The following is a 26,975-nucleotide window of genomic DNA, read 5'->3' on the forward strand; positions in this document are numbered from 1 at the left end:
CCTTCTCTGTTTGCGCGCGATAAACCAGTAATCAACTAGTCGTGGACAGGGATGCGCGGGTTCAACTATCTCCGCCGGCAACCTGGCCATGCCGAGAAAATTGCACAGGCCCGACCTCTGAAACCAGGGCAACAATCACGACCGAGGTGTTCATCTGAGCGAATATCAAGGAACCTCTGATCAAGTCGTGTTCAGTGATTCTGTTGCCCGGAAGCGACGATTTCGGTGTTGGAAAGCTTGGCAATAGCGGGCTATTACCTGCACTTTTCGCCTTGAGCTCGGTGCTTCTGAACAACACTCTCATCCAAACAGACTTAATCAGAAGTTCCTTAAAAAGGATAGACGCTCCCAATCCCGGAATCCAAGAGCATTCAAGAACGCAGGGCGAACCTAAAGGGCCCGCATCCTGTGTTTTGAATTGAGCTGACTACGGGCGCTTTCGATGGCGATGCGGATTACGCGAGCAGTGAATCGATGGGTGAGGACGGGCGAAGAGCCCCGTTCTACGGGGCCCTTTGCGATGGACAGCAGGCTTACGGTTTGGGACCGCCGGTATAGTGCAGCTCTGATATCTCGTTGGCTCCCTGCTCGGGGTTAACCGGTTCGGGCTGGATGCGCCCCACCATGAAACCGAGCGAGACCGAAGTTTTGACGTATTTGGTTTCGCCGGCTTCGAGGATAAAGGAGAGTTCCTTCTCCACTTCGGTGGAGGTCTTGACGACGCACTTGCCCGGCGCTTCATCGGCATAGAAGATGCTGCCGCGCTCGGCGGCTCAAGATATGAGGCTAGATCCCAGTTGAAGTAAATACATCCGACAATTGGGATCGTGTGCGTTGCGTAGAATCTACTTGGTAGCATTTCTTATGAATATAGCTTCCCGAATTTTCGCGAAAGCATTTTCATATATTTTAGCATCGTCTATTGCAGAGTCCTCTCCGTGTTGCTGCCCATACGCACCAGATGCAGTTCTGGACTCAACGAAATTTAATCTGATACGTGAATTCATATCGCCATGCGACTCTATGAACGCTGTTGCTTTAGTAAATGTGCGTGTTGGCCCAACAAAAAGCATAAAACCAGATTTTGTCGGACTTTTGGCAGTTATAAATCCAGTATCCTTATCCGCCGATTCGACAATGTACCCTAGATCTTGAAATACCGTCAGGACAGATGCGAATGCGGTTGCTTTGTCGGCGTCGAATGATTTTGACTGTATAGCTTGAAGTTCTAGTCCGCTTTTTGTAGGAGCTACAGTTGCGCATCCTAGCAACAGAGTCATAAGCCCTATATGCAAACCAACTAAAATCTGTGTTTTGAACATTTCTTACCCCTCCTTGAGCCTAAATTAGAATGACGAGTACATGCTCTTGAAATCTGACACCATCTTGTTGGCGTCAAACTTGATGATCAGCGTCATAGTTTTTTGCGATTGTTCGAATCCAGAAGAACGGCTTGAACCTCCAAAGAGAATTATTGTGGCGTAGGTGCTTGATGAGTTCGATTGGGCTACAGTTGCGTGTCGTTGGTAGGTCCATACTTCTTGCCCAGCGGAATCGTGAGTAACAATGTTTGGAGCGCCAAATTTTTCCAAAACTTCTTGCTGTGTGGTTACACCTTTTTTCAGTGTTAGTTGTACATTTCCATGAGTCAGTGGGGAGTTTGCTTCTGTCGTAGGAACTGCTTGTGGAACAACGCAGCCGTTGCCAATTGTCAAAACAGACAGTGCGAACAATATCTTAACTATTGTCGACATTTAACAGATCCCTCCTTTATTGGTGTTCCTATTATGAAACTCGAGTGCATTTTGCAGGTTGCTTTAACGATTCGCCCACAAGAAATTTCATGTTTCCAAACGGTTTGGCTCATAAAAGAACTGGAAAGGTTCTATTTATCGGCAACCAAGTATCTGTATTCCTCACGGTGCATTATACAAACCGCTTCTACTGTAGTTTATGTGCAAAAAATGGATGCCCAGCAGGGGTAATTGTAATTCCAAGAAAAACACCTCTATGGTGTACCCGGCCTGCAGCCTTGCGCGCAATCGATGCTATGCCGTTCCAAGTCATCGCTGTCGATGCGCAGCGCGGTGAGCTGCCCCCCCCAGATACATCCTGTATCCAGGCTGTGCGCGTCGCGCTCGTTATGGAAACCCAGCGTCGACCAGTGGCCGAAGACGATGCGCTGTTCCTCGCTGGCGCGCTCCGGTACGGCGAACCACGGCATCGTCTTCGGTGACTGGGTACCGGGGGGGCCTTTGGCGTCGAGTGCCAGCCGGCCCTTGCGATCGCAGTAGCGCAAGCGTGTCAGGCAGTTGGTGATAAAGCGCAGACGCTTCACCCCTTTGAGTTTCTCATCCCACACTGCTGGGCCGTCGCCATACATGTGGGTGAAGAAGTCCCGGTGTTTGGCCCCGCGCAGCACGCTCTCCAGTTCGGCTGCGCAGGCGGCGGCCTTTTTCAGGCTCCATTGCGGTGGGAGCCCGGCGTGGATCATCGCCCAGCCCAAGGCTTGATCCCAATGCAGCAGCGGGCGATTGCGCAGCCAGATGAGCAGTTCCGTGCGGTCGTCGGCGTGAAGAATTGCCTCGAAGGTGTCCTTCTTGCGCGGTGGCCGCGTGCCGCTGGCGATCGCCAGCAGGTGCAGGTCGTGGTTGCCGAGTACGGTTACCGCACTGTCGCCGAGCCCGCGCACGAAGCGCAGTACCTCCAGAGAGTTCGGGCCGCGATTGACCAGATCGCCGGTGAACCACAGGGTGTCGGCGCCCGGATCGAAGTGGATGTGGTCGAGCAGGTGCAGCAGCTCGTCGTAACAGCCCTGGACATCGCCGATGGCATAGATGGCCATGGTTACTCTCAGTCCCCGTTGAAAGCCGGGGAGTATAACGGTCGTTCACCGGGGTGTCCGGTACTTGGGTCGATCAATCTATGGGTCATCGCTGCTAAAAGACGGGTTTTCCATTGCGCTCCGTGCGTCTCTGCGAGAAAACAATGGGTTCCTGGGAATCGGGAAAAAACAGTTTCAGCGGGTTCGCAACCTGATGAGGCGTCGAGGGTTACCGACCGGCTTGGCCCGCGGCGCAGAAGGCCGCGCCGAGCAGACCGATTCGCGGCGTGGTGATGAGGTAGATCGGAATGGTTTCCATGAGTTGGCTCAACCGACCCTTATCGAGAAAGCCGCGTACGAAGGCGTGGCGAAACGAGCCTTTGAGCACTTGCGCGGCGATACCCCCGGCCAGATAGAGTCCGCCTCGCGGTAGCGTTGTCAGAGCGAGGTTGCCCGCCTGCGCCCCATAAAGCCGACACATGCGTGTCAGCGCATCGACCGCGACAAGATCGGCGTTGTCCAGGGCGGCGCTGCTGACGGCACCCGGGTCTTTCAATGTCGGGGTTGTACCTTGCTGCATACACAACCAGCGATAGACGAAGAGCAAGCCCGGTCCGGAGACCGCGCGCTCCCAGGAGGCGTGGCCAAACTGTTTCCACAGTGCCTCGAGCAACGGAAGATCGAGCGCCTCGCCCGGCCCGAAATCGACATGCCCACCTTCCGAGGGCAATACGTGCCAATGCTTGTCGTGGGGGATCGCCAGCACGGTGCCGAGCCCGGTGCCCGCACCCAGTACCGCACGCGGACCCTTGCGGTCGGGGTGCCCGGCCTGGATCGTCTCGTAGGCGTCGTCCGCCAATGCACGCACGCCCCAGCCTATGGCTTCGAAATCGTTGATGAGCCGGGTGGGGGTGGCGCCCAGCTGCAGGGCGATGTCGTCGGCGACGATCTCCCACGGGCAGTTGGTGAGCCGGGCGACGGTGCCGCCGTTCTCGTGGCGGATCGGTCCGGCGACCGCCAGGCAGGCACGTTGCAGGGGTAAGTGGACGCCGGTCTCTTTCAGAAAGGTGTCGAGAAGGTTGCCGAAGTTTTCGAACGCCTCGTTGCTGTAGTAGCGCTCTTCGGCCGTTTGCAGCGATTTGTCGTGCCACCCGCCCAACCAGAGACGTGAGGTTGTGCCGCCGATGTCCCCAGCGAGAAAATTCATGAGCGCTCGATAAGGTCAGTGTGAATGGGTGTCAAGGGTAGCAGATCAAAGCCGGGAAATGACCGGCACCACCGATTAGAGATATGCGCCGCGGTCGCTCAGGAAGCGGATTCGGCATCGGCATGCGGGCCTAGCGGATGGCCGCGAACGGTCTCTACGGCGTGTTGGACGGCGTCATTGACCAGGATCTCCATGCGTTCCAGTTCGCCTTCGCTGAGAAAGAATCCGGTATCCACATCTTCGCGCACATAGCGGGCTGGCAGCTGGTTGAGGGCGACACAGGCAACATCCTCGAGAAATTGCGGGTCGTGGCGTTTGCCGCTATCCATCAACGTCTCATGAATGTGCTCGTAGACGAGGTGTTCGTAGTAGTTGTGACACGCTTCGAACAGGGCCATGGCGGCCTCCTTCTGCAAACCGTCCCACGGTGCGCTGGCGACAGTGCGGGTGGATCCCTAAAGGCTCTATCGGCGGTCAGTCGTTGCCCTGTACCCCCTCGGTGGGTACACGAATCGCCAGCACATCGCACTTGGCGCCGTGCAGCACGGCGTTGGCGGTGGAGCCCATGAGCAGCGCCAAGCCGTGCCGACCGTGACTGCCGACCACGATCAGGTCGGCGGCCGCCTCTTCAGCGACTCGCAGGATCTCGTTCTTGGTGGCGCCCAGCTCCACCCGCTGTTCAGCGGCGGCCAGGCCCAGGGTGTCGGCGAGTTCGGCCAATTTGCCACGGGCATCTTCGATCAGCTCACTGTCGATATCGACGGGCTGAGCCAGGATCAGATCGTTCGAGAGGTCGAGCGGCACGTGCTCCACGACGTGGATCAGTACGACGCTCGCGCCGCACTGATCGGCCAGCTGTTTGGCGCGCTGACCGATGTAGGCGCTCTCTGGCGAAAAATCGAGTGCCAGCAGGAGGTGCTTGTAGATGCTCATGACTGCTTCTCCGCGTTCCAAGAGTGACCTGAATGGTTTATTAGATCAGGCATATATGTTGTAATCACGCACCCATTGAGGGTGACTTTAACGCAGTTGGAACTCTTGTGTCACCGGTCACCGAATTGCCCCCGTCGAGGACCAGTGGTGTAGCGCTACGCCGCGAGGTTGCCATCGTCCGCTGCCGGCCTTTTCCGCGCCGTCGACGCACCTGCAGCACCCCAATGAACGAACTCTGATCAGCCAGTGGAATAGCGATGACCGATAAGATGCGAGTCGGTGTGGTAGGAGTGGGTTATCTCGGCAAGATCCATGCGCGAATCTACGCTCGCATGCCGAACGTGGAATTGATCGGCGTGGTGGACACCGATCCCGCTGCCGCCGAGGCGGTGGCCAGGGAGTGCGGGTGCAAAGCCTACACCGAAACCGCGGCGCTGCTCGATGGCATCGACGCGGTAAGCATCGTGGTGCCTACGGTCTACCATCTGGAGGTTGCACGCCCGTTTCTCGAACGCGGCATCCACATGCTGCTGGAAAAGCCGATCGCCTCGACTCTGGAACAGGGAGCGGAGATCATCCGGCTCGCCGAACAGGGAGGCGCGGTGCTGCAGATCGGTCATCTGGAGCGTTACAACGCCGGTGTCATGAAGCTGGCGTCGCGCATCAAGAATCCGCGCTTCATCGAGGCGCACCGCATCGGCGAATTTGTGGCACGCGCCACCGATGTGGATGTGGTCACCGATCTGATGATCCACGATATCGATATCATCCTCTCGCTGGTGGGCGCGCCGCTGCGTCATATCTCCGCGACCGGGCTGCCGGTACTCACCAATCACGTCGATATCGCCAATGCACGCCTGGAGTTTGAAAACGGCTGCGTGGCCAATGTCACCGCCAGCCGGGTATCGCACAAGCGGTTGCGACGTATTCGAATATTCGAGGAGAACAATTACGAAGCGCTCAATTTCATCGATCAGCAGATCGATTCGGTGAAAACCCTGCGTTCCGATGCCGATCAGGAGTGGCCGGAGATCGTGCGCGAGAAGGTCGAGATCGAACCTTGCCAGCCGCTCGACGCCGAACTGGCTGATTTTGTGCAAACCATTCGCAAAGGCGGTAAACCACTGGTCGATGGCGCGACCGGTCTCGAGGCCCTGCGTGTCGCAATGGAAGTGAAGGAGAAGATCGAGCAATGAGCACCCAACCCGTTCCCTACCTGGATCTCAGTGGCGAATTCGCCGGTCTGAAGGAGGAGTGGTTCAACCTCATTGCCGAGACCGGTGGCACGGGACGCTGGATTCTGGGGCCCAATGTCAGTGCCCTGGAGGAAGAGATTGCAGCCTACGTAGGCGTGCGGCACGCGATCGCGGTTGCCAATGGCACCGACGCCCTGATCCTGTCGCTGCGTGCGCTCGGCGTCGGTCCCGGCGACGAAGTGATCACGTCGCCCTTTACCTTCTTTGCCAGCGCCGAGGCGATTTCGATGGTTGGAGCGACGCCGGTTTTTGCCGATATCGATCCGGTCAGTTTCAACATTCACCCCGCCAGCATCGAAGCGAAGATCACGCCCCGCACCAAGGGTGTCTTACCCGTGCATATCTTCGGTCACCCCTGCGATATGACGGGGGTCAAGGCATTGGCCGAGCAGCACAATCTGGTGGTGGTGGAAGATCTGGCCCAGGCCTTCGGCGCCGAACACACCGGCAACAAGGTGGGCAGCATCGGGGACACCGGCGGCACCAGTTTCTACCCGACCAAGGTTTTGGGTGGCTACGGCGATGGCGGGATGATCTTTACTGACCGCGTGGAGGTGCGCGAGGCGTTGTTGAAGCTGCGCAATCACGGTGCGAGCGCGCCGTTCATGCACGATGAGTTGGGCTACAACAGCCGGCTCGATGAGGTCCAGGCAGCGTTGCTGCGCATCAAGCTGCGCACTATCGAGCAGGCGGTCGCGCGCCGTAATGCAGTGGCGGCCGCCTACACGGAACGCCTCGGCGCACTCGATCTGATGGTGCCGCAGATACCGGCCAACGGTCGTCACGCTTTCAATCTCTATACTCTGCGCGTGCCGGGCGGTCGCCGCGATGCACTGCGCAGGCACCTGGGAGACAACGGGGTTCCCACCGCGCAGTGCTACCCGTTGCCGATGCACCAGCAGGCGGTCTACGCTCATTTGGGTGGTAAGGCGGGTGATCTGCCGGTGGTCGAGCAGATCTGCACCGAGACGCTGTCGCTGCCGATCTTTCCCGATTTGCAGATCGGGCAGATCGATCGGGTTTGTGAAGTGGTCACGGCGTTCTTCAGCGCGTAACTGTATTGCCACAGATGCCGGGTGACGCAGCAAAGCGTGAGTCCGGCAGGCGACCAGGCGGTTGCCGCAGAACAGAGGTCTGACGATGGACGATCAGGCCCTGCGTTCAGGGGAGAGGCGGTCAACGGGCCGTCGATGACGAGGTTAATCAACCCATGAAATTGGCTCAGTATTTCCATCGCCTGATGGTCACGCTCTATACGACCTTCAATGCGGTGATGATCTACCTGTTTCTGCTCAATCTACCTTTCGGTTACGAGCCCTTCGCCGCCACGCTGATCCATTGGGATGAGATAGAGGGGATCGGAAGCGTGGCGGCCACCGCCGTGATCGCCGCCGTTGCAGGCATGCTGCTGGTGGTGCGGTTGGGTGCCGAGTGGAAAAATGCGCTGAGCTATTTCAGTGTGAAACTCGGGCACCCGGCGTGCACGGTGTTTATGACCACACGCCGTCAGCCGTTCGATTCCGCGGCGGTGCTCAAGGCCTATCCCGCAGTCAAAGAGTCCGCGTTCGCGCCGGATGTACAGTTTCAGGTCTGGGAATCGGTTTACCGCAAGCATGCCGGCAATACGTTGATCATGAGCACGCGTGCCTACTGGCATCTGCTGCGCGACCTCTACTTTTTGAGCGTCTTTTATCTGGGGATCTTTCTGGTTGTCTGGGCGCTGAAGTGGGGTGTGCCCTTCGTCATCTCCAGCCCCTACGTCTTCGTCTTTGGTGCGCAGGCGCTGTTTCTGCTGCTCTCGGTGCGCAAGGTGGGGTATCGCTTTGTGGACAACGTGCTGGCCACCGACATCGGCCTCAAGCCTGGCGAGACCGCCGAGCCGAAGAAAACGCGGCGCTGATACCCGACGCGTCAATTGGCGAGCAGTCGCTTCAGAGGGAACGGCTTGCCTTCGGATCGATAGGCCGCTTGCGCCAGGAACAGTTCTCCGGCCGCGATGGCGTCGATGAGGGCATTGTGGGCGGGGTAGCGGGGCAGACCGTAGCGCTCGCGCAGCGCCGCCAGGCGCAACTCGCCCTGTTTGGGGATCCGGCCGGTCTGGCGCAGTATTCGTGCATCCAGTTCCAATGTGTCCACCACCGGCCCGATCAGTGGAAAACCATAGATCCGCTGGCACGCTTCGCTGAGGAAACCGGTTTCGATCACCGCGTAGTGTGCCACCATCACCTTGCCCGCCAGGGCGCGCAGCATGTGTGGCAAGGCCTCCTCCAGTGAGGCTGCGCCTGAGGCCTCATCGTCCATGATGCCGTGAACAACGGCGGACGACTCGGGGATGTCCCGTGACGGGCGGGTCAGGTAGTGGGCCGACTCAGACAGACAGAGGCGTTGGCCGTGGATGGCTGCGTAACCGACGCTGAGAATCTCCTCTTTCTTCGGATTCAAGCCAGTGGTTTCGAGGTCGATGGGCAGATAGCTGACGTGCCGCCAGTCGCTGTCGGGATCGGGGAAGGGGATCTCGTAGTAGTTGCGCAAAGGCCCTTTGGGCACCTTGCGCAATAGACGCCGCCGCCGTTTGTCGAGGCCGAAGAGGGATTTCCAGAGTCCCATACAGGCGTATCAGAACCGCCCAACCTGGTAACGCTGGGCGAGCACGCTCTGCATGGTTCGAACGATCGAGAAGGCATCCTTGAGGTGATTGCGCTCGAAGTTCGAGAGATCGTCCGGTGACATGTAGTTGTTGGCCGGTTTGCCGGCCTTCAGCCGCCGCGCCTGGTGCTGGATGCGCAGTGAACTGATGAACTCCAGCGCATCGCGCAGATCGCGCGCCCCCTCTTCACTGACTTCGCCGCTGCTGGCCGATATAGTGAGTCGTTCCTGGGTATTGACCGCATTGTGGCCCGCCGCCAGGGCGTAGACCCGCGCCAGGTCGACGATGGGCGCGATGCCGGTGTGTTTGAGATCGAAGGTGTTGTTGTGCTCACCACCGCGGATCAGCACGAAGTTGCGGAAGAAACCCAGTGGTGGTTGATGGGTGAGGGCGTTGCCCACCATGTACGCAAGGAAGATGGTGTTGTTGCGGGTACGCTCCAGCACAAATTGGCGCAGGTCCTTGAGCAGTTGATCGTCACCGTAGATATAGCGCAGATCGAAAAAGACGCAGGTCAGCATCAGCGCCTGGGGATTGGGCTCGTTGATCCACTTGGAGAAGTACTCCTTCCAGCCTTTTAACGGCTGGCGCCACTGGTCGGTCATTGCCATTATCTCTCCCGGGCAGTAGACATACCCGCACGCATCGAGACCATCGCAGACAAACTTTGTGAACTCGCGAAAGTACTCACCATGTTCTTCGGGGTCGTAGCTGTTGTCCAGGATCATGCAGTTGTCCTGGTCGGAGTGGGCGGTCTGCTCGTTGCGGGCCTGAGAGCCGGCGGCAACCCAGGTGAAGTCCACCGGTGGCGGGCCGAACTTGATCTCGGCGAGCTGCAGCAGGCGTGTGGTGACCGCATCGCCCACTGCCGTGATGATGTGCCCGGAGCTGTGCGCCGTGGCGTCGGCGGCAGCGAGATTCTGTAACAGCTGCGGGATCTTTGCGCTGACTTCACGCAAGCCCTCGATGGTGTGCTGCTTGTAGATATCGCCCGCCAGATAGACCGCCGAGGTGGTGTGGCGTTCAGTGAGATCGGTGGCGGTGATCATGCCGACCACCTCGTGCTCGTTCATCACCGGCAGGTGATGCAGATTGTGCCGCGCCATCAGCAGCAGGGCGTCGAAGGCAAAGCTGTCGATGGAGAGCGTCAGCGGCGCTACCGTGGCGATCTCCATGATGGGCAGATTGAAATCCAGCCCTTCGGCGACGACACGGGTGCGCAGGTCGCGGTCGGTGACGATGCCGAACAGATGTTCCTGCTCGACAATCAGAATCGAGGAGATGCGCTTTTCGCTCATGATGCTTGCGGCTTCGCGGATCGATGTCTCCGGCGAAACCGCGATGGGCGCGCGCTTGCCAATCAGCTCGCTCACCGGCGTGCTCATCAGATTGAGTTGCGTATCGGTCTCCTGTCCTGCCTGAGCGATAGCGCCACGCAGGCGTTTACCGCCGACCGGGCTGAAAAAATAGGCGAACTGCGCGTAGGCGTTGCAGAGCTGATCCACCTCTTCGGGGGCGAGTTGATAGAGCAGGCTGTCCTCCATGGCGATGCCGCGGTAGCGGCTGTCCTCCTCCTGCTGGGAGACGCGATAACCGAACAGGTCGCCCTCGCCAAGGTGCGCCAGGAGCTCATCGTCGGGGCTACGCAATTCGATGGCGCCGGTGCGGATGATGGACAGGTTGTTCCATAATGAACCGGTGTCGGGAACGGGGGATTCGCGGCGGAAGTAGCGCACTTCCAGTTTAGGCGGCAGTTCGGATAGCGCAGCGTCCGGCAGCTGATCGAAGGGGTGGTGGGATGCGAGGAAATCCCGGATCTCGAGCAGTTCAACTTCCATTACGCTCTCCGTTGTGTTTCGCCTTTTTCTACCGCGTTCGCGTTAGAGTTATCTTGAGGCAGGTCAAAAAAAAGGACCCCGCCTGGGCGGGGTCCTTAGTCTAGCTCACATCAATTGCGATGTGTTCAGTGGTCGACAGCACCACCCGCACCTTTCGGCACGCGGATGTCTTCCACCAGATGCTGGATGTGCTCCGGTGGCGCAGTGGTGACCCTGGAGACGATACCGCTGACCGCGAAGTTGATCATCGCGCCCACGGCACCGAAGGCCTCCGGAGAGATCCCCAGGAACCAGTTGTCGGCGACGTTCTTCGCCATTTCGGTGCCCGGGATAAAGAACCAGCCCTTGAACCAGAAAATATAGATCAGGGTGGATCCCAGACCGGCCAACATGCCCATTACGGCGCCGGTGTTGTTGGCGCGCTTGTTGAAGATACCCATCATCAGCGCGGGGAAGATGGAAGAGGCCGCCAGACCAAAGGCCAAGGCCACCACCTGTGCCGCGAATCCCGGTGGATGCAGGCCGAAGTAGCCGGCCACACCGATCGAGCCCGCCATGGCGATACGTGCCGCCAACAGCTCACCCTTCTCCGAGATGGTCGGGTTGAAGACGCCCTTCAGCAGATCGTGCGAGATGGACGATGCGATCGCCAGGAGCAGACCCGCCGCAGTGGAGAGCGCGGCCGCCAGACCACCGGCAGCCACCAGGGCGATCACCCAGTTGGGCAGTTTGGCGATCTCGGGGTTGGCCAGCACCATGATGTCGCGGTCGACCTGGAGCTCGTTGTCGGCGCCCTTGCTGTACTGGACGCGACCGTCGCTGTTCTTGTCCTCGAACTTCAGCAGACCGGTCTTCTCCCAGTTCTTGAACCACTGGGGACGGGCTTCGTACTGCATGGAGTTCTCCGCACCCTTGCTCGGCTGCACGGTGTTGGCCAGGTTGTAGAAGGCCATCGCGCCCACGGCCGGAGCAGTGGTGTAGAGGATGCCGATGAACACCAGCGCCCAACCGGCTGAAGCACGTGCATCACGCACCTTCGGCACCGTGAAGAAGCGGATGATGACGTGCGGCAGACCCGCGGTACCGATCATGAGCGAGAAGGTGTAGAGCGTCATGTTCAGCATGCTGGTCTTGCGTGCCGTGTACTCGGCGAAGCCCAGGTCCGTTACGATGCTGTTCAGCTTGCCGAGCAGCGGTGTGCCGTCCGAGAGGCTGCTGAACAGGCCCATCTGCGGGATCGGGTTGCCGGTCAGCTGCAGCGAGATGAAGATTGCGGGGATGGTGTAGGCCATGATCAGCACGCAGTACTGGGCGATCTGGGTGTAGGTAATTCCCTTCATGCCACCGACGACGGCGTAAATGAACACGATGGCCATACCGGTGAAGAGGCCGGTCGCGAAATCCACTTCCAGGAAGCGCGAGAATGCCACACCGATACCCTTCATCTGACCGATTACGTAGGTCAGTGAGGCGACGATCAGGCAGATGACGGCCACGATGCGCGCGGTCTGCGAGTAGTAGCGGTCGCCGATGAACTCCGGAACCGTGAACTTGCCGAACTTGCGCAGGTAGGGCGCGAGCAGCATCGCCAGCAGCACGTAACCGCCGGTCCAGCCCATCAGGAACAGGGAGGCATCGTAGCCGAGGAAGGCGATCAGGCCGGCCATGGAGATGAAAGAGGCTGCGGACATCCAGTCAGCCGCGGTGGCCATGCCGTTGGCGACCGGGTGAATGCCCCGGCCGGCGGCGTAGAACTCACCTGTGGTGGCCGCCTTGGCCCAGATAGCGATACCGATGTACAGCGCAAAAGTGGCGCCGACAACGATAAAAGTCAGTGTTTGCAGATCCATTTATCCGATCCCCCTCAGTCTTCGTGAACGTCGTGCAGACGGTCGAGTTTGTTCATCTGCGCGGCGTAGATGAAGATCTGCGCAATGAAGACGAACATGGACCCCTGCTGGGCGAACCAGAAGCCGAGATCGGTGCCGCCGATCGGGATTCCGGACAGGACTGGACGCAGGATGATCCCGAATCCGTAAGAAACTAATGCCCAGACGATCAAATGAATCGTCACGAGCCGGATGTTGGCCTTCCAATAGGCCGCACCCGAGGTTGATGATGCACTCATTTAGAGCCCTCCGTAGATGTCAGTTGATGGTTACCGATGCCCAGGCCTGGTTGTATCGCCTCTCTCTTCCCCAGCCGATGCTTGAGTTCCTGGAGGCTGAGGTTCCCTCCGTAGTGGAAGGGCTACCCGGTTCATCAACGAATCTACGCGCACGAATTGGGCCAATTCATGCAAGCCCTTGATAGCAGGGGATTACTGCCTGAGTGACCAATGCGTCGGGGTTGTCAGTGGGGTTATTTGTTACCGCAAGTAACATTGACGCGCCGCACCAGTAACGGTGAAGTGTTACCGATAGGAACATACACAAAAAATATCGCAGATTTTTCATTAAGTTAGCAGACTGGTACTGGATTGGCAGGGCCTTGCGCAGGGTTTTGCGGCGCATGGAGAAGGCTTTGGTCACGACCTGGGCGAAGGTGGGCAGGTGCACCACGGTGAAAAAGTGAAAAAGGGGTCAAAAGTGAAGTGAAAAAGGGGTCAAAGCCTAATTCTGCTGTATAGGTTGCGGCCTTCCTGTTTGACAGTAGCGACATCCTCAGATGAAAAGGGCTTTTGCCCGTTTACTCTTTCCTACCCCTGCCACGTTACTGACCAGTAGCGATCCGCCCGCACGACGGCGGATCGCGGATGGAACTGATGGGGGATCCAGTCAGAAACGTACTGTGGGCATGGCTCCCTCCAGCCTGTGGGCTTCGGCCGATTCAATCGATGCCGGAGCACGGGCCGGGGCAGATGTCCCTCACCATCACGGTACCGGACTCCGTACCGTCTGTCCTCCAGGGTTCGTTGCCGTTGACACCATCGTCGGCATCGAACAGCAATAGGCCATCGAGCAGCCTGAAATTGGAGGCGTACGAGTTCACGCTGACGGTCAGATTGATGTTCTTCACCATCACCGTGCCTGCCGTGGTGCCGTCGGTTTTCCAGAGTTCATCACCGTTTATGCCGTCACTGCCGCGGAAATAGAGCTCGTTGTTGAAGATCGCGAAACCACCGTCTTCGAGGTCGTAGATATAGGGAGTGACATATCTCACCGCCACGGTGCCTGCCTCTGTGCCATCGCTCTTCCAGAGCGCCACGCCACTGCCGCTGCCATCATTGGCCTGAAAATAGAGTTCGCCGTTGAATCGCGCGAGGCCGATGGCGCCGGAGCCTGCATTGGGGTTGGGATTAATGTCTCTGACCATCACGGTGCCAGGTTCGGTACCGTCGGTCTGCCAGAGCTCGCGGCCCCCCAAACCGTCGTCTGCCAGGAAGTAAAGCGCACCATTCAGGACAGTGAGGCGCCTGGGTCCCGAACCCGCTCCGACACCGCCGACGATATTGATGTCCTTCACCAGCACGGTACCTGCCTCGGTGCCGTTGGTTTTCCAGAGTTCGGTGCCGCTGGAGCCGTCGTCGGCGCTGAAATAGAGCTCGCTGTTGAATTCCGTGAAGCCGGAGGGAAAGGCGGATCCCGTGAAGTTGATGTACCTGACGATATGGGTGCCGGCCACGGTGCCGTCGCTCTTCCAGAGCTGGTGGCCCACGATGCCGTTGTCCGCGCTGAAATAGAGTTCGCCGTTGAACACCGCGAAGTTTTGCGGGTAGGAACCATCCGCAGTGTTGATGTCCATCACCATCACGGTGCCATGGGTAGTGCCATCGGTCTTCCAGAGCTCGTAGCCACTCACCCCGTCGTCGGCGATGAAAAAGAGCTCGCCATTGAGAATCGTAAAGTTCTGAGGCGAGGAACCCCAGGGGCCGGTGGCGTTGATGTCCAGCACCATCTGGGTGCCGCCGACGGTGCCGTCGGTCTTCCAGAGCTCCTCGCCGAAAACGCCATCGTCTGCGCTGAAGTAGACTTCGCCATTGAAGATAGTGAAGTCATCGGGCCCCGAACTCGCGGAAGCATTGATATCCCTCACCATATAGGTGCCGGCCGCAGTGCCGTCGGTTCTCCACAGCTCGTAGCCACTCACGTCATCGTCAGCCTCAAAATAGTACACATCCGCCCCGCCACCGCTGCTGCCGACTGTGATGGTGGGCGGCGACGTTCCACCATTGCACGCTGCCAGGAACAGACCGGCAGCCAGTGCCAGCATCCGGTGGAAAGCCAGGATCAGAAGGAGTACGGGGTTAAAGCCCACTCCCGGTAGCGGATTCAATTGGGGTCTGTTCATACACTTCTCCTCGCAAGCCTCCACGCCTGCTCTCCAACTTGCCTTGTTTTTTTCAGGGCCTGTCGCGCTATGCGGCGGGCCCGCCTTTTCCACGTGATTGCACTCTCTAAACCATTCGTTTTCCGGTTCGGGAGGTATGCCTCCTTCGGTTCGTTACGGAGTTGATTCAAGGACGCAAATCCAGTGCCTCAACAATCCGCTGGTAGGGGATGTTGGCCTCCTGGTTGACGGCGGCGACGTCTTCGGATCGGTTGGCTTCGAACAGGCACATGCACCGATGTTCCTTGGGGACGAAGGTGCTGTGCAGGTAACGCACCGACCTTCCCGCCTGGGTGAACCGCTCGGCGGTCTGGATCGCGGAGCGTTGCGCCGCGCCCAGCTGTTCCATCGAAATGCCCGGCAGATCGCGTTCGACCATATAAACTGACATGGCAGGCTCCTCTCGCTTGTGATGGTGAGACGAGTCTGTTCCGCAGTGGTCCGAGCAACAAGGAGGGTTCGGTTATTGTTTGATAGCTAACGTTTATGAATTCTGGCGCGGTTTTCCGGCGGGTATCCGCCGCACTTTTTTGGGGGGGTGTTTATGGAAATCCATCAGGTTCGCTACTTTCTGAGCGTTTGTAGAAATCGCAGCTTTACCAAGGCCGCCGAGGAGTGCGGTGTCTCGCAGCCGGCGTTGACGACAGCCATCAAGAAGCTGGAAGCGGAATTGGGAGATCCGTTGTTTCACCGCGAGGGCCGCCGAATAAACCTCAGTCCTCTTGGTGAACTGATGCAGCCGCGGTTCGAGAGCCTCATGGGCGAGATGGAGTCGGCGCAGGAGGCGGCCAAGGGTTACCGCTTGCTGGAGCGGGCGCCGTTGAAGGTGGGAATCATGTCGACCATCGGTCCCAGCCGGATCGGCAACTGCCTCGCCACCTACCAATACAAAAATCCGGGCGTCGATCTTGAAGTCCACGAGGGTTCGCTGGAGCAGCTGGACCGCAAACTGCGCGACGATGAGCTGGATATCGCGATCCTCTCGTCACCGCAGGGTTTTGACGAGCGTTACCGCACGCAGTTGATCTACGCGGAGCGCTACCTGGTAGTCTTCCCGCCCCACCACCGGTTCAAGAATCAGACTGCGGTCGCGCTGGCGGACGTCTCTGACGAACACTATGTCGACCGGTTGGCCTGCGAACTGCGGGAGATTGTCATGGGCGTCTGCGGCCAGCGCAACATCAAGCTCTATGCGAACTTTCGCAGCGAACGCGAGGATTGGATCCAGGCGATGGTGGCGGCGGGGATGGGATTTGCCTTCATGCCGGAATGCTCCATCACACACCATGGCGTCCTTGCAAGGCCGCTGATCGATCCCGAAGTCATGCGCGAGATCCGCCTGGTGCGGATGCCGGGGCGAAAACTGACACCGGCCGCAAGCGCCTTCATGCGCGAGGTGTCGGCGTTCAACTGGCAGTAGCTGCGACGTCAGTGGGCGGTGTGTGAAGCGATCAGGCGTTGCTTGATCGCGGGTCGCGTACGCAGTTGGTGATCACAGCGAACTCCGCCAACGACAGAGTTTCGGGACGGCGCCGGGAATCAATCGCCAGCGCCGTCCACTGCTCCGGCGATACCCATCCCTTGAGAGCGTTGCGCAGCGTCTTGCGGCGCATGGAGAAGGCTTGATTGACGACTTTGGAAAGCAGCGCCGGTTCGGTGACCGTTACCGGCGGCGTGGCGTAGGGAGTCAGCCGCACGATCATGGAATCGACCTTCGGCGGCGGGTGAAAGGCGCCGGGGCGCACCACGAACAGTGGCGTAACGGCGCAGCGGTACTGGATCATCACGCTGAGCCGCCCCCAGTCCCCTCCGCCGGGTTGGGCGGCCATGCGCTCCACCACCTCTTTCTGCAGCATGAAGTGCATGTCCTCGATCACCGCTGCCTGATCGAGCAGATGAAACAGCAGCGGTGTGGAGATGTTGTAGGGCAGGTTGCCCACCACGCGCAGCCTGCCTTCACGGACCAGCTGCCCAAAGTCGAAGCGCAGGGCGTCGGCCTGGTATACCGTGAGTCGTGCGTTGGCGTTGTCGAGTAACCGCAACGGTTCGATGAGGTCGCGATCGAGTTCGATTACCTCCAGGGCGCCAGCGCGTTCCAGCAGTGGCCGCGTGAGCGCACCCTGACCGGGTCCGATTTCGACGAGGTGTTGTCCGGGGCGCGGATCGATGGCATCGACAATGCGCTGGATGACACTCTGGTCGTGCAGAAAGTTCTGGCCGAAACGTTTACGCGGACGGTGTTTCATCGGGCGCTGACGCGCGCCAGTTCAAATGCGGTGTCGATGGCGGCGAACAGGCTGCCTGAATCCGCATTGCCGCTGCCGGCCAAGTCCAGTGCGGTGCCGTGATCGACCGAGGTGCGGATGATGGGCAGCCCCAATGTGATGTTGACGCTGCGCCCGAACCCCAGATGCTTGAGTACTGGCAGACCTTGATCGTGGTACATGGCCAATACCACGTCGGTACGCGCCAGACAGGGGGGTGTGAAGACGGTATCGGCCGGTACCGGACCTTGCAGAACCATCCCTTCGGCGGTGAGGCGCTGCAGAACGGGCCCGATCACCTCGACCTCCTCGCGTCCCAGATGGCCGCCTTCGCCGGCGTGCGGATTGAGCCCGCACACCACGATCCGCGGCCGGGCGATGCCGAAGCGCTGGCGCAGATCGCGATCGAGGATGCGGATGACGGTTTCCAGGGTCGTTGGCGTGATGGCGGCGGCGACGGCATGCAGGGACAGATGCGTGGTCGCGAGGGCGACCCGCAATCCGGGGCAGGCGAGCATCATTACCGGGTGACCGCCGACGCGTTCGGCCAGAAACTCGGTATGACCGCTGAACGCGATCCCCGCTTCGTTGATGATCCCTTTGTGCACCGGACCGGTCACCAGTGCCGCGTAGCGCCCCGTCTGGCAGCCGGCAGCGGCGAGGCGCAATGCGTCAAGCACATACCCGCTGTTGCGCGTGTCGAGCTTCCCGGGGGTGGAGGCAACGGCGAGAGCGACCGCTTCGACGCGCAGACCGTTGGCGGGGACGGCAGTGGCCGGGGTGTCAGCCGCGACCGGTTCGACTGCCCGGCCCAGGGCGCGGGTGCGTTCACGTATCAGTTCGGGGTCGGCGATGGCGACCAGGTGCGGGCGCAACGGATGATCGAGCAGATGCGCGCAGAGATCCGGACCGATCCCGGCGGGTTCGCCGGGCGTGAAGGCAATGGAGGCTACCGGGGGCATAGCCGGGAAGCGGTCACTCCTCGGGCCGCAGCTCGACGTAAGCCTCGTCGCGCAGCCGCCGTAACCAGAGCTCGAGCTCTTCCTCGGTCTTGTGTTTGCGGATCTCGTTGATTACCTGTGCGCGCTGATACTCCGCCGTGTCGTCGTGTTTGCGTCGCCCCAATACCTCCACCAGGTGCCAGCCATAACGGGTGCGGAACGGCTCGCTCAGGGTATTGAGCGGCAGGCTGTCGATCATCTGCTCGAACTGGGGCACCATCCGTCCCGGACCAAACCAGCCCAGATCGCCGCCGGCGACCGCCGAGCCGGGATCCTGGGAATTGGCGCGCGCCAGTTCGGCAAAGTCGGCTCCGGCCAGGATACGACTGCGCAGCAGGGCGAGCCGCTGCTGCGCCTGCTGATCGCTGGTGATGGCATCGGTGCGGATCAGGATGTGTCGCGCGTGGGTCTGGGTTACCACCACGGCCTCTTCGCCGCGTGTCTCGAGAAGTTTGATGATGTGAAATCCGCTGGCGCTGCGTATCGGATCGCTGATATCGCCGGTCTGCAACTGACGCAGCGCCTCGGCAAACAACGAAGGAACCTCGCTTGCCTTGCGCCAGCCGAGATCACCGCCCTGCAGCGCCTGCTGACCGGCTGAAACCGCGAGAGCCATCTGCGCGAAATCGGCGCCGTTGCGTAACTCGGTCGCGGTACGCGCGGCCTGCTCACGGGCCTCGCTGATCTGATCAGAGGTGGCCGCCTCGGGTAGGGCGATCAGGATATGGCCCAGGCGGAACTCGCGATTGTTCTGGCCCGGTGCGCCGTGACGTTCGATGAACTCCTCGATCTCCCGATCGCTGACATTGATGCGATTGACAACCTCGCGCCGGCGCAGCTGAGAGATGGTCATCTCCTCGCGAATCTCCTCGCGGAACGCGGCGTAATCGAAGCCGTCGCGTTCCAGTACCTGGCGAAACTGGTCGAGGGTCAGCTTGTTGCGCTGCGCGAGCTCACGCATGGCGTTATTGAGACTGGGATCGTCAACGGTGATGCCGCTGCGCGCCGCCAATTGCAGCTGGATACGGTTGAGGATCTCGCGTTCCAGCAACTGACGACGCAGCACATCCTCGGGTGGCAGCCGGGTCGCCTGCTGCGTCAGGCGTTTGCTGAGCTCCTGGATCTTTCCCTCCAACTCGCTGGCAACGATCACATCGTCGTTGACCACCGCGACGATCCGGTCGAGAGTAGTGACTTCCGAACGCTGGGTCGCGGCAAGTGCCGCGGAGGTGTTGAGCGCGAGTAGCATCGGCAGCAGGGACCACGCAAAGACTAACGGAGTAAGCAATTTCATTGGTGTTCGGGGTGTCTAGTCGGGATGGTAATCAAGGATACCACGTTCCAAAACGCTCTCGACGCTGCCACCAAACTTGGCCAGCCCCTTGAGCACCAGCTGCAGCATGACGCTGCTGTTATAAGTCCCGTCGTCGTCGTTCAGGAAGCGGCGGCCAACGAGGCGCAGCGCCCAACAGCAACTCTCGTATTCGACACCGATAAAGGTCTCCAGATCCCTGCTGTTCAGCAGCGAATAGTTCCAGCGCGCGACGCCGTGCCAGCGCGGGTTGAAGGGCCACCGTAGCGAGAGGTCGGTCTGTTCGAGCTCGTTTTCCTGGAAGCGATAGCCGAAATTGAAGATGCGCTCGTTCGAAGGCCGGTACTGGAGGCGCAGACTGTTTTTTGTACCGCGATCAATATCGGGATCCCACTGCAACGTTGCAGCGGCGTTCCAGTGGTGCGGGAGTTGCACCGCGAGTTCGGCAATGATGTCGGATTTCTCGCGTGTCGCCGCCGCAGTGCCGGGAAGTTGCACCAGGCGGTCACGAAAATAGTGAATCTGACCGATACTGGCACGCAGCTGCTCGCGCCCGCTGGCATCGTCGAGCAGCCGGCTGGTCAGAGCGAGGGTCAGCTGGTCGGCGTCGCCGACACGATCGGCGCCGCTGAAGCGGTTTTCACGGAACAGGCTGGCGAAGCTGAAATCGGGCTCGGTGGTATCGAACACCGGCAGGTCGTCCTGGTTTTCGTAGGGCACCCGCAGGTAGAACAGGCGCGGCTCCAGCGTCTGGGTGTAGGAATGACCGCGCAGGGCGACAGTACGTTCAAAGGTGAGACCACCATCGACACTGAAGAGATAGAGGTTGCGCTCGGGTTGGGGAGGTGCCCCCGGAGCGCGGTTCGAGAGCTCATAGCCGGTATGCCGGGCACTCAATCTGGGTGTCAGATAACCCCAGGCGCGGCTCATGGGATAGCTGATGCTCGGCAGCAGATCGAAGCGTGCGCCATGTTCATTGAGGCTGTGATCGAAACTGACCCATTCACTGTCAAGATCGAGTTCCCAACCCCCCAGCGCCGCGGGCCGACGCAGACCGAGTGTCAGTTGCGGCACCCGCCGGTAGGGTTTGTCGCTCTCGGCGATCGCTCGGTCTATGGTCTGGTAGCCCTGGGCGCGAACGCGGAAATCCCACAGCGCTCCCAGATAGTTGAGGTCGGCGCGATTCTCCAGATGGGTGGTGCTGGAGATGCTCAGCGTATCGCCAAAATCTTCCAGGTAGTCCTGGTCGGTGACGTATTCCAGCGCGATCTCGGACTGCCAGCCGCTGCGCCATCGGCTGGTGTGGTCGTAGGCCAGCAGTCCGCGATCCTCGTTGTTGTAGTCATCGTCGCTCGGCAGCCAGTCGAGCGCGGCGGTGCCGTTGCTGTTGGTGGTGAGATAGCGAAACTGGGTGCCGAGCAGCAGCCCGCGTTTTGACATCAGCCGCGGTGTGAGGGTCATGTCGTAATTGGGCGCGAGATTGATGTAGTAAGGCGCCCGGATTTCAGTGCCGGTTTTGCTGGAACTGCTGACGGCGGGCAGCAGAAATCCGGTGATGCGTCGATCGGTGATGGGGAACTTGATGTAGGGGAGATAGAGAACCGGCACATTACCCAGTTCGATCCGGGTGTGATAAGCGGTGCCGAACCCTGCGGCCTCGTCGAGTACGATTTCACTGCCACGCAGCCGCCAGGCCTCCGCGTCAGCGTCGCAGGTGGTATAGGTGAAATCGTGGAGCCGGGTACGATCCGGCCCCTCCAGAGTCATGCGTGCCGCGCCGGCGCGGGCGTGGTCTTCGCGTCCCGCCAATTCGACCTGTTCCAGCTCGCCGGTTTCGGTGTCGAGGTTGAGCGTGGCCTTGCCGGCCGACAACGCAAAGCCGCCCGCCTGATAATGCAAGCCGGTGCTGGTTTGCACTTCGGAGGTCTCAGCGTCATAGCGCAGCTCATCGGCGCTGACCCGTTGGTCGGCGCGCTGCAACTGCACCTGGCCGCGGAGCAGGGATCTCTGTTCGGTGGTCTCGGCCTCATCGGCCGATAGCACCATGGGGGCACTGTTGCGCAATGGATCGACGCGATTGCCTTCCGGTACCAGAGTACCCGAAAGCTGGAATGGACCGCATAACCGCCAGGGATCGTCGGACGCACGCTCTCCCTCTTCGGCAGCGGTGATCGATACCGCCCCGCAAAGCAGGATGGCAAACACTACCCAGCGGCAGGGAGGAGCTGGCGTGGACACGATGATCGTTGGTCTTCGCAAGGTGGTGGTACAAAGCTCAATAGCATACTGATTTCGTCCTCCCTTGCCGAGGTAAACGGCTGGCCCGCGCTCTTCGGAGTGGTTAAGCTGTGCGCGCTTGGCGAGGTGATAGACAGCATGGGCGCGAGACTCGAACAACTGAAGCAGTGGCTTGGCGGTGCCGTGGGATTGCCGCCGTTCGCCCTGGAACCAGCATCGGGGGATGCCAGTTTCAGGCGCTATTTTCGCGTTACCTATGACGGGCAGAGCGTCATCGCCGTCGACGCGCCGCCCGCGCAGGAAGACAATCGGCCCTTCGTGCGCGTGGCACGGCAACTCCGCGGATGGGGATTGAACGCCCCGGAGATCCTTGCCGAGGAACCCGAGCTGGGTTTCCTGCTGGTGAGTGATCTTGGCACCGAGCTCTATCGGGAGCATCTCGACGAGACCCGGGTCGAGCGGCTGTACGGCGATGCCCTGAGTGCGTTGCTGGTGATGCAGCTGCGTGGCGCCGAGGTCAGGGAGACGCTGCCGCCCTACGACGAGGCGTTGCTGCTGCAGGAGATGGCGCTGTTTCGCGACTGGTATCTGGGGCGCCATCTGCAACTCGAGCTTACCGGATCGCAGCACGAGGTCATCGAGGCCGCGTACCGGCTGCTGGTGGCGAATGCGCTCTCTCAGCCACAGGTGTTCGTGCATCGCGATTACCATTCGCGCAATCTGCTGCACACGCCGGTCAACAATCCAGGAATACTCGATTTCCAGGATGCGGTGTGGGGTCCGGTAACCTACGATCTGGTCTCGCTGCTGCGCGATTGCTACATCGCCTGGCCGCGCGAGCGGGTCGAGGAGTGGGCGCTCGGTTACCAGAACCTTGCTCACCAGTCGGGGGTGTTGCGCCAATTCGACGAGCTGCGCTTCCTGCGCTGGTTCGATCTCATGGGTGTTCAGCGCCACCTCAAGGCCAGCGGAATTTTCGCGCGCCTCAACTACCGCGATGGCAAACCCAATTACCTGCAGGACATTCCGCGTACCCTGGGTTACGTGGCGGACGTCGCGTCGCGTTATCCTGAACTGTGCGCTCTCCATGAACTACTGAGCACGCTCGGGGCACTGCCCGAGTAAGCTGCGCACTTGTCAGGCCAACCATCCACCCGGTAACGTGAAGCCATGAAAGCGATGGTACTAGCAGCAGGGCGGGGCGAACGTCTGCGTCCCCTGACGGACAATATGCCCAAGCCCCTGCTGCAAGCGGGGGGGCGCGCGCTCATCGAACACCACCTGGTGGCCTTGTCTGCCGCTGGTTTCCACGAGGTAGTCATCAACCACGCCCACCTTGGCGAACGGATCGAGGAGCGCCTGGGCGCTGGCGAGCGCTACGGTCTGCGTATTCGTTACTCCGCGGAGGGCGTTGCGCTCGAAACGGGGGGTGGCGTCCTGCGCGCCCTGCCGCTGCTGGGTGATGCGCCGTTCCTGGTGGTCAACGGTGATATCTGGACCGATTACCCGTTCGCGCGCCTGCGGGGCCTCTCTCCGGAGATGGCGCACCTGGTGCTGGTGGCCAATCCACCCCATAACCCGGGCGGGGATTTTTCGTTGCACGCGGGCCGCGTCGGCATCGCTGCGAACCGACGGCTCACCTTTTCCGGGATCGGGGTTTATCATCCGGCGCTGTTCGCCGGCAGCACCCGGGAGCGCTTTCCCCTGGCGCCGCTGTTGCGGGATGTCGCCGCCCGCGGTCGGGTCAGCGGTGAGCACTACGCGGGGGAGTGGGTGGATGTCGGCACGACCGAGCGACTCGCCGAGGCCGATCGTCTGGCCACCAACAAGCTAGCGGCCGCGCAAGGCGGCTCAGCGCGGGCCTAGGGTGATCTATGGGGCAAGAGATAAGCAGCAGCCACTTTAGCGAAAGCGATTTCGCCGAATTCGACGCGCATCTGCGTGCGGAGACCGAACTGCTGGAGCACTGGTTTCAGGAGGGGCGGCTCGCCGATCACACTGGCGTGGGCGGTTTCGAGCTGGAATCCTGGTTGGTGGACAGCGAGATGCAGCCTGCGCCGGTCAACGCCGCCGTTATCGAGCGGGTGGGGGGTGATCTGGTGGTCCCCGAGCTGGCCAGCTTCAATCTTGAGCTCAATGCGCCACCGCAGGAACTCGAGGGTGTGGCCCTGGGCACGATGCGCGACGATCTGCAGACGACCTGGGACGCCTGCAACCGCTGCGCTGCGGAACTGGGTGCAGAGTTGGTGATGATCGGCACGTTGCCGACCGCCTGCGAGTCGGAATTCAACCTTGACAACATGTCGTCCATGAAGCGCTACCAGGCACTCAACGAGCAGGTGTTGAGACTGCGGGGTGGCAAACCGCTCGCATTGCGTATCGATGGACGGTCTCGTCTGCGCACCGAGCATGCCAATCTCATGCTGGAGGCAGCCACAACCTCGTTTCAGATCCATCTGCAGGTGGCACCCCACGAGGCCGCCCGTTTCTACAATGCGTCGAAAATCCTTTCCGCGCCCATGGTGGCGGTCGCGGCCAACTCGCCCTACCTGTTTGGCCACGATCTGTGGGATGAGACGCGCATACCGCTGTTTGAGCAGGCCGTCTCGGTGGAGGGACCGCAGAGTCCCAATCGGGTCACTTTCGGATTCGACTACCTGCGTGACTCGCTGTTCGAGTGTTTCTCCCAGAATCGCGATGCCTTTCCCATTCTCCTGCCCAAAGCGGGGTCGGATGCCACGGGAGAATTGAGTCACCTGCGGTTGCATAACGGCACCATATGGCGTTGGAATCGGCCACTGATCGGTTTCGACACCGCGGGTGTGCCGCATCTGCGTATCGAGCATCGCGTCGTGCCCGCGGGTCCCACCGTCACCGATTGCATCGCCAACGCCGCGCTGTTTTTTGGTGCGGTCACGCAGCTCGGGCGCAGCGCGGATCCGCCGGAGCGGGGCCTGGCTTTCACCACGGCGCGCGAAAACTTCTACCGCGCGGCACGCTTTGGTCTGGAGGCGACGATCGTCTGGTTGGATGGCCGCGAGGTGCCGATCCGCGATGTGCTGGCGCAGTACCTGCTTCCTCTGGCGCGGGAGGGTCTCGCGGGTTTCGGACTGAACCCGGGGGAGATCGAAGAGTTCCTGGGCGTTATCGAGGGGCGGGTTCGTTCCGGTCGCAATGGCGCAGCCTGGCAGCGTGCCTATGTGGAACGGCATGGCCCCGATATGCAGGCGTTGACCTACGCCTATCTCCAGCGACAGCGCTCTGGTCGACCGGTACACGAGTGGGGGTTTTGAGGTGTTGACGGTTTTGGAACGATTACCGCCGGGTTTTTTTGATGCCCAGGCCTGCGAACTGCCTGACATCCTGACAGGGCCGACCTTGATCCATCTGGCGGGGCGGCGCGAGTCGACGCTCTTCGTCTCCATCCTGCTGCACGGCAACGAAGATACCGGGTTGCTGGCAATGCAACGCGTGTTGCGCCGCTATCTGGAACCGGACGGCGAAGGTCTGCTGCCACGCACACTGGCGCTGTTTATCGGTAATGTGGCTGCCGCGGGCAAAGGTTTGCGACGCCTGGACGGCCAACCCGACTTCAACCGCATCTGGCCGGGCACCGCCGAGCCCGAGGGACCCGAGGTGGCGATGATGCGGCGTGTGCGCGATATCATGCGCGAGCGCGATCTGTTCGCCAGCGTGGATATCCATAACAACACCGGTGTGAATCCCCACTACGCCTGCATCAACCGATTGGGGGACCCTTTCTATCATCTGGCCACGCTGTTCGGCCGTACCGTGGTCTATTTCATCCGCCCCACCGGCGTGCAGTCGGCCGCCTTCGCCGAACTCTGCCCTGCGGTGACCCTGGAGTGCGGCAAGGTGGGAGATCGCTCCGGAGTGGATCACGCAGCGCAGTATGTCGACGCCTGCCTGCATCTGGCGCAGATACCCGATCATCCGGTGGCGGCGCACGACATCGATCTCTTTCACACCGTGGGAATCGTAAAGATCCCCGACGAAGTGCGCTTTGGTTTTGCCGGGGAAGCGCTGGATGTGCGCCTGGCGCCCGATCTCGATCATCTCAATTTCCGCGAACTACCCGAAGGCACGGCACTGGGTTGGGTGAGCGAAGAGTGCGAGCGCTGTATCGAGGTTCGCGACGAGTTTGGACAGATGGTCGGTTCGCAGTACTTCGAGGTGGTGGATGGCGAGTTGCGCACCAGAGTGCCGTTAATGCCCTCCATGTTCACCCGCGATGAGCGGGTAATACGCGAGGATTGTCTGGGCTATCTGATGGAGCGTTATCCCCTGTCCGGTTCTCTCCCGCCTGGGTCCTGAACGGAGCAGGGCCGGCATGACGCCGGCCCCGCGATTCCGGGTCCCTGCCGGGCAGGAGACTCATTCGATCATGAACACGCCCATTTTGGTGCCGGCGATCTCCACCGTATCACCGTCTTTCAACAAACGGGCCTGAGGGCCTATCGGGTCACCGTTGACCTTGGGATAGACGTTGTTCTTGCTCTCGACGTGCACCAGGTAGTAACCCTGTTGGCGACGGCTGATAGCGGCCACCTGCACACCCGGTTTGCCCAAGGTGGTCAATGCCTTGGTGAGCTCCAGCTCGCGCCCGGCATTGGCGCCGTTGAGCACCTGCAGCCGAGCCAGGGGCAGCCCGGCGGCGGCCTGCGTGGCCGTGGGTGTGGCTTCGGCAACGGCTTTTTCCGCGGCTTCAGCCATCGCGGCATCCTCTTTCGAACTTGGCTGCGAAGCGAGCGACTCGGTGTTCGCCGCCGAGGGCCGCATGATGAGCGTTTGCTCGAAATCGGGGCTGGAGGTCGCCGCTTCGTTAATGTACTTGAGCTCGTGCTTGCCGATTCCGATCACATCGCCGTGTTTCAGCGCGTACTTCTTGATCGGCTTCTTGTTGACGAATGTTCCGTTGGTGCTGTCCAGATCTTCGAGGAAGGAGTCGTTGAGGATGGTAAGCACCAGGGCGTGATGGCCGCTCACGGCGAGGTTATCGACGTGGATGTCGTTATCCTGCAGGCGCCCGATCGTGATGCGTTCCCGGTTGAGCGGGAACTCACCCAGAATTTTGCCTTGTATGCTCAGAACGAGTTTTCCCATAA

General features: G+C 60.4%; 25 protein-coding genes. 8 read left to right on the forward strand and 17 right to left on the reverse strand.

Going from position 1 to position 26,975, the window contains the following annotated elements; all coding sequences use genetic code 11:
* Positions 1-845: 845 nt before the first annotated feature.
* The 6 genes from DWQ09_04955 to DWQ09_04980 all read right to left on the reverse strand — a co-directional run bounded on the left by DWQ09_04955 (position 846) and on the right by DWQ09_04980 (position 4,964).
* Complete coding sequence (locus tag DWQ09_04955; GenBank protein ID KAA3629590.1) at positions 846-1,322, reverse strand: hypothetical protein; 477 nt, start codon at positions 1,320-1,322, stop codon at positions 846-848.
* Positions 1,323-1,346: 24 nt separating this feature from the next.
* Positions 1,347-1,754 (reverse strand): hypothetical protein, encoded by a 408-nt coding sequence (locus DWQ09_04960; GenBank protein KAA3629591.1) that lies wholly within the window; start codon positions 1,752-1,754, stop codon positions 1,347-1,349.
* 254 nt (positions 1,755-2,008) lie between these two features.
* On the reverse strand, positions 2,009-2,845 hold the full coding sequence (locus DWQ09_04965) for a symmetrical bis(5'-nucleosyl)-tetraphosphatase (protein KAA3629592.1): 837 nt from the start codon (positions 2,843-2,845) through the stop codon (positions 2,009-2,011).
* A 208-nt stretch (positions 2,846-3,053) separates the two neighbouring features.
* Entirely contained in the window at positions 3,054-4,031 is a 978-nt protein-coding gene (gene glk / locus DWQ09_04970; GenBank protein ID KAA3629593.1) for a glucokinase, read from the reverse strand.
* Positions 4,032-4,129: 98 nt separating this feature from the next.
* A complete protein-coding gene (locus tag DWQ09_04975; protein KAA3629594.1) occupies positions 4,130-4,429 on the reverse strand; it encodes a competence protein ComFB in 300 nt (99 codons plus the stop codon).
* 76 nt (positions 4,430-4,505) lie between these two features.
* Positions 4,506-4,964, reverse strand: a complete 459-nt coding sequence (locus DWQ09_04980; GenBank protein ID KAA3629595.1) for a universal stress protein — start codon at positions 4,962-4,964, stop codon at positions 4,506-4,508.
* Between the two features lie 257 nt (positions 4,965-5,221).
* On the opposite strand from DWQ09_04980, the gene DWQ09_04985 reads away from it, so the two are divergent.
* From DWQ09_04985 to DWQ09_04995, 3 genes are all read left to right on the forward strand, one after another.
* Positions 5,222-6,160 (forward strand): gfo/Idh/MocA family oxidoreductase, encoded by a 939-nt coding sequence (locus tag DWQ09_04985; protein KAA3629596.1) that lies wholly within the window; start codon positions 5,222-5,224, stop codon positions 6,158-6,160.
* Positions 6,157-7,275: a DegT/DnrJ/EryC1/StrS family aminotransferase gene (locus tag DWQ09_04990; GenBank protein ID KAA3629597.1), complete on the forward strand. Its 1,119-nt coding sequence runs from the start codon at positions 6,157-6,159 to the stop codon at positions 7,273-7,275. Before DWQ09_04985 ends, DWQ09_04990 begins: the two co-directional genes overlap by 4 nt.
* 155 nt (positions 7,276-7,430) lie before the next feature.
* Positions 7,431-8,120: a hypothetical protein gene (locus tag DWQ09_04995; GenBank protein KAA3629598.1), complete on the forward strand. Its 690-nt coding sequence runs from the start codon at positions 7,431-7,433 to the stop codon at positions 8,118-8,120.
* 11 nt (positions 8,121-8,131) lie between these two features.
* On the opposite strand, the gene DWQ09_05000 is transcribed toward DWQ09_04995, so the two are convergent.
* The 6 genes from DWQ09_05000 to DWQ09_05025 form a co-directional block, all read right to left on the reverse strand.
* Positions 8,132-8,827 carry a 3'-5' exonuclease gene (locus DWQ09_05000; protein ID KAA3629599.1) on the reverse strand — a complete coding sequence of 232 codons (696 nt, stop codon included), beginning with the start codon at positions 8,825-8,827 and terminating at the stop codon, positions 8,132-8,134.
* Positions 8,828-8,836: 9 nt separating this feature from the next.
* Positions 8,837-10,705, reverse strand: a complete 1,869-nt coding sequence (locus DWQ09_05005; GenBank protein ID KAA3629600.1) for a cyclic nucleotide-binding/CBS domain-containing protein — start codon at positions 10,703-10,705, stop codon at positions 8,837-8,839.
* A gap of 125 nt (positions 10,706-10,830) precedes the next feature.
* The gene (locus DWQ09_05010; GenBank protein ID KAA3629601.1) at positions 10,831-12,555 is read right to left on the reverse strand and encodes a cation acetate symporter; all 1,725 of its coding nucleotides are present in this window, start codon (positions 12,553-12,555) and stop codon (positions 10,831-10,833) included.
* Between the two features lie 14 nt (positions 12,556-12,569).
* Positions 12,570-12,833 (reverse strand): DUF4212 domain-containing protein, encoded by a 264-nt coding sequence (locus DWQ09_05015; GenBank protein KAA3629602.1) that lies wholly within the window; start codon positions 12,831-12,833, stop codon positions 12,570-12,572.
* A gap of 701 nt (positions 12,834-13,534) precedes the next feature.
* Complete coding sequence (locus tag DWQ09_05020; protein KAA3629603.1) at positions 13,535-14,995, reverse strand: hypothetical protein; 1,461 nt, start codon at positions 14,993-14,995, stop codon at positions 13,535-13,537.
* Between the two features lie 166 nt (positions 14,996-15,161).
* A complete protein-coding gene (locus DWQ09_05025; GenBank protein ID KAA3629604.1) occupies positions 15,162-15,425 on the reverse strand; it encodes a DUF4242 domain-containing protein in 264 nt (87 codons plus the stop codon).
* A 153-nt stretch (positions 15,426-15,578) separates the two neighbouring features.
* Between DWQ09_05025 and DWQ09_05030 the strand changes: the two genes are divergently transcribed.
* Positions 15,579-16,454 carry a LysR family transcriptional regulator gene (locus tag DWQ09_05030; protein ID KAA3629605.1) on the forward strand — a complete coding sequence of 292 codons (876 nt, stop codon included), beginning with the start codon at positions 15,579-15,581 and terminating at the stop codon, positions 16,452-16,454.
* 31 nt (positions 16,455-16,485) lie between these two features.
* On the opposite strand, the gene DWQ09_05035 is transcribed toward DWQ09_05030, so the two are convergent.
* The 4 genes from DWQ09_05035 to DWQ09_05050 are packed head-to-tail and all read right to left on the reverse strand — an operon-like array spanning position 16,486 to position 21,816.
* On the reverse strand, positions 16,486-17,280 hold the full coding sequence (locus DWQ09_05035) for a 16S rRNA (adenine(1518)-N(6)/adenine(1519)-N(6))-dimethyltransferase RsmA (GenBank protein KAA3629606.1): 795 nt from the start codon (positions 17,278-17,280) through the stop codon (positions 16,486-16,488).
* Positions 17,277-18,260, reverse strand: a complete 984-nt coding sequence (gene pdxA / locus DWQ09_05040) for a 4-hydroxythreonine-4-phosphate dehydrogenase PdxA (protein KAA3629607.1) — start codon at positions 18,258-18,260, stop codon at positions 17,277-17,279. Before pdxA ends, DWQ09_05035 begins: the two co-directional genes overlap by 4 nt.
* A gap of 13 nt (positions 18,261-18,273) precedes the next feature.
* Positions 18,274-19,593, reverse strand: a complete 1,320-nt coding sequence (locus tag DWQ09_05045) for a molecular chaperone SurA (protein KAA3629608.1) — start codon at positions 19,591-19,593, stop codon at positions 18,274-18,276.
* A 15-nt stretch (positions 19,594-19,608) separates the two neighbouring features.
* Positions 19,609-21,816, reverse strand: a complete 2,208-nt coding sequence (locus DWQ09_05050) for an LPS-assembly protein LptD (protein ID KAA3629609.1) — start codon at positions 21,814-21,816, stop codon at positions 19,609-19,611.
* 171 nt (positions 21,817-21,987) lie between these two features.
* Between DWQ09_05050 and DWQ09_05055 the strand changes: the two genes are divergently transcribed.
* From DWQ09_05055 to DWQ09_05070, 4 genes are read left to right on the forward strand one after another with little or no spacing between them, the layout of a single operon-like run.
* Positions 21,988-22,974 carry an aminoglycoside phosphotransferase gene (locus DWQ09_05055; protein KAA3629610.1) on the forward strand — a complete coding sequence of 329 codons (987 nt, stop codon included), beginning with the start codon at positions 21,988-21,990 and terminating at the stop codon, positions 22,972-22,974.
* 45 nt (positions 22,975-23,019) lie between these two features.
* Positions 23,020-23,715 carry a nucleotidyltransferase family protein gene (locus tag DWQ09_05060; GenBank protein ID KAA3629611.1) on the forward strand — a complete coding sequence of 232 codons (696 nt, stop codon included), beginning with the start codon at positions 23,020-23,022 and terminating at the stop codon, positions 23,713-23,715.
* A gap of 8 nt (positions 23,716-23,723) precedes the next feature.
* Positions 23,724-25,142, forward strand: coding sequence for a glutamate--cysteine ligase (locus DWQ09_05065; GenBank protein ID KAA3629612.1), 1,419 nt, complete (start codon positions 23,724-23,726; stop codon positions 25,140-25,142).
* Between the two features lies 1 nt (position 25,143).
* Positions 25,144-26,184 carry a peptidase M14 gene (locus DWQ09_05070; GenBank protein ID KAA3629613.1) on the forward strand — a complete coding sequence of 347 codons (1,041 nt, stop codon included), beginning with the start codon at positions 25,144-25,146 and terminating at the stop codon, positions 26,182-26,184.
* Positions 26,185-26,244: 60 nt separating this feature from the next.
* On the opposite strand, the gene DWQ09_05075 is transcribed toward DWQ09_05070, so the two are convergent.
* On the reverse strand, positions 26,245-26,973 hold the full coding sequence (locus tag DWQ09_05075; protein KAA3629614.1) for an FHA domain-containing protein: 729 nt from the start codon (positions 26,971-26,973) through the stop codon (positions 26,245-26,247).
* Positions 26,974-26,975 lie beyond the last annotated feature (2 nt).

This window comes from Pseudomonadota bacterium (assembly GCA_008501635.1).
Lineage (GTDB): Bacteria > Pseudomonadota > Gammaproteobacteria > QQUJ01 > QQUJ01 > QQUJ01.

What these genes read in the sequence shown, in the direction of transcription:
- DWQ09_04960 (KAA3629591.1), bottom strand. Translation starts at nt 1,754, where the DNA reads ATGTCGACAATAGTTAAGATATTGTTCGCACTGTCTGTTTTGACAATT.
- DWQ09_05015 (KAA3629602.1), bottom strand. Translation starts at nt 12,833, where the DNA reads ATGAGTGCATCATCAACCTCGGGTGCGGCCTATTGGAAGGCCAACATC.
- DWQ09_04955 (KAA3629590.1), bottom strand. Translation starts at nt 1,322, where the DNA reads ATGTTCAAAACACAGATTTTAGTTGGTTTGCATATAGGGCTTATGACT.
- DWQ09_05000 (KAA3629599.1), bottom strand. Translation starts at nt 8,827, where the DNA reads ATGGGACTCTGGAAATCCCTCTTCGGCCTCGACAAACGGCGGCGGCGT.
- DWQ09_05030 (KAA3629605.1), top strand. Translation starts at nt 15,579, where the DNA reads ATGGAAATCCATCAGGTTCGCTACTTTCTGAGCGTTTGTAGAAATCGC.
- DWQ09_05025 (KAA3629604.1), bottom strand. Translation starts at nt 15,425, where the DNA reads ATGTCAGTTTATATGGTCGAACGCGATCTGCCGGGCATTTCGATGGAA.
- DWQ09_05010 (KAA3629601.1), bottom strand. Translation starts at nt 12,555, where the DNA reads ATGGATCTGCAAACACTGACTTTTATCGTTGTCGGCGCCACTTTTGCG.
- DWQ09_05060 (KAA3629611.1), top strand. Translation starts at nt 23,020, where the DNA reads ATGAAAGCGATGGTACTAGCAGCAGGGCGGGGCGAACGTCTGCGTCCC.
- pdxA (KAA3629607.1), bottom strand. Translation starts at nt 18,260, where the DNA reads ATGCCCCCGGTAGCCTCCATTGCCTTCACGCCCGGCGAACCCGCCGGG.
- DWQ09_05075 (KAA3629614.1), bottom strand. Translation starts at nt 26,973, where the DNA reads ATGGGAAAACTCGTTCTGAGCATACAAGGCAAAATTCTGGGTGAGTTC.
- DWQ09_04985 (KAA3629596.1), top strand. Translation starts at nt 5,222, where the DNA reads ATGACCGATAAGATGCGAGTCGGTGTGGTAGGAGTGGGTTATCTCGGC.
- glk (KAA3629593.1), bottom strand. Translation starts at nt 4,031, where the DNA reads ATGAATTTTCTCGCTGGGGACATCGGCGGCACAACCTCACGTCTCTGG.
- DWQ09_04980 (KAA3629595.1), bottom strand. Translation starts at nt 4,964, where the DNA reads ATGAGCATCTACAAGCACCTCCTGCTGGCACTCGATTTTTCGCCAGAG.
- DWQ09_05045 (KAA3629608.1), bottom strand. Translation starts at nt 19,593, where the DNA reads ATGAAATTGCTTACTCCGTTAGTCTTTGCGTGGTCCCTGCTGCCGATG.
- DWQ09_05035 (KAA3629606.1), bottom strand. Translation starts at nt 17,280, where the DNA reads ATGAAACACCGTCCGCGTAAACGTTTCGGCCAGAACTTTCTGCACGAC.
- DWQ09_04990 (KAA3629597.1), top strand. Translation starts at nt 6,157, where the DNA reads ATGAGCACCCAACCCGTTCCCTACCTGGATCTCAGTGGCGAATTCGCC.
- DWQ09_04965 (KAA3629592.1), bottom strand. Translation starts at nt 2,845, where the DNA reads ATGGCCATCTATGCCATCGGCGATGTCCAGGGCTGTTACGACGAGCTG.
- DWQ09_05020 (KAA3629603.1), bottom strand. Translation starts at nt 14,995, where the DNA reads ATGAACAGACCCCAATTGAATCCGCTACCGGGAGTGGGCTTTAACCCC.
- DWQ09_04975 (KAA3629594.1), bottom strand. Translation starts at nt 4,429, where the DNA reads ATGGCCCTGTTCGAAGCGTGTCACAACTACTACGAACACCTCGTCTAC.
- DWQ09_05065 (KAA3629612.1), top strand. Translation starts at nt 23,724, where the DNA reads ATGGGGCAAGAGATAAGCAGCAGCCACTTTAGCGAAAGCGATTTCGCC.
- DWQ09_05055 (KAA3629610.1), top strand. Translation starts at nt 21,988, where the DNA reads ATGGGCGCGAGACTCGAACAACTGAAGCAGTGGCTTGGCGGTGCCGTG.
- DWQ09_05005 (KAA3629600.1), bottom strand. Translation starts at nt 10,705, where the DNA reads ATGGAAGTTGAACTGCTCGAGATCCGGGATTTCCTCGCATCCCACCAC.
- DWQ09_04995 (KAA3629598.1), top strand. Translation starts at nt 7,431, where the DNA reads ATGAAATTGGCTCAGTATTTCCATCGCCTGATGGTCACGCTCTATACG.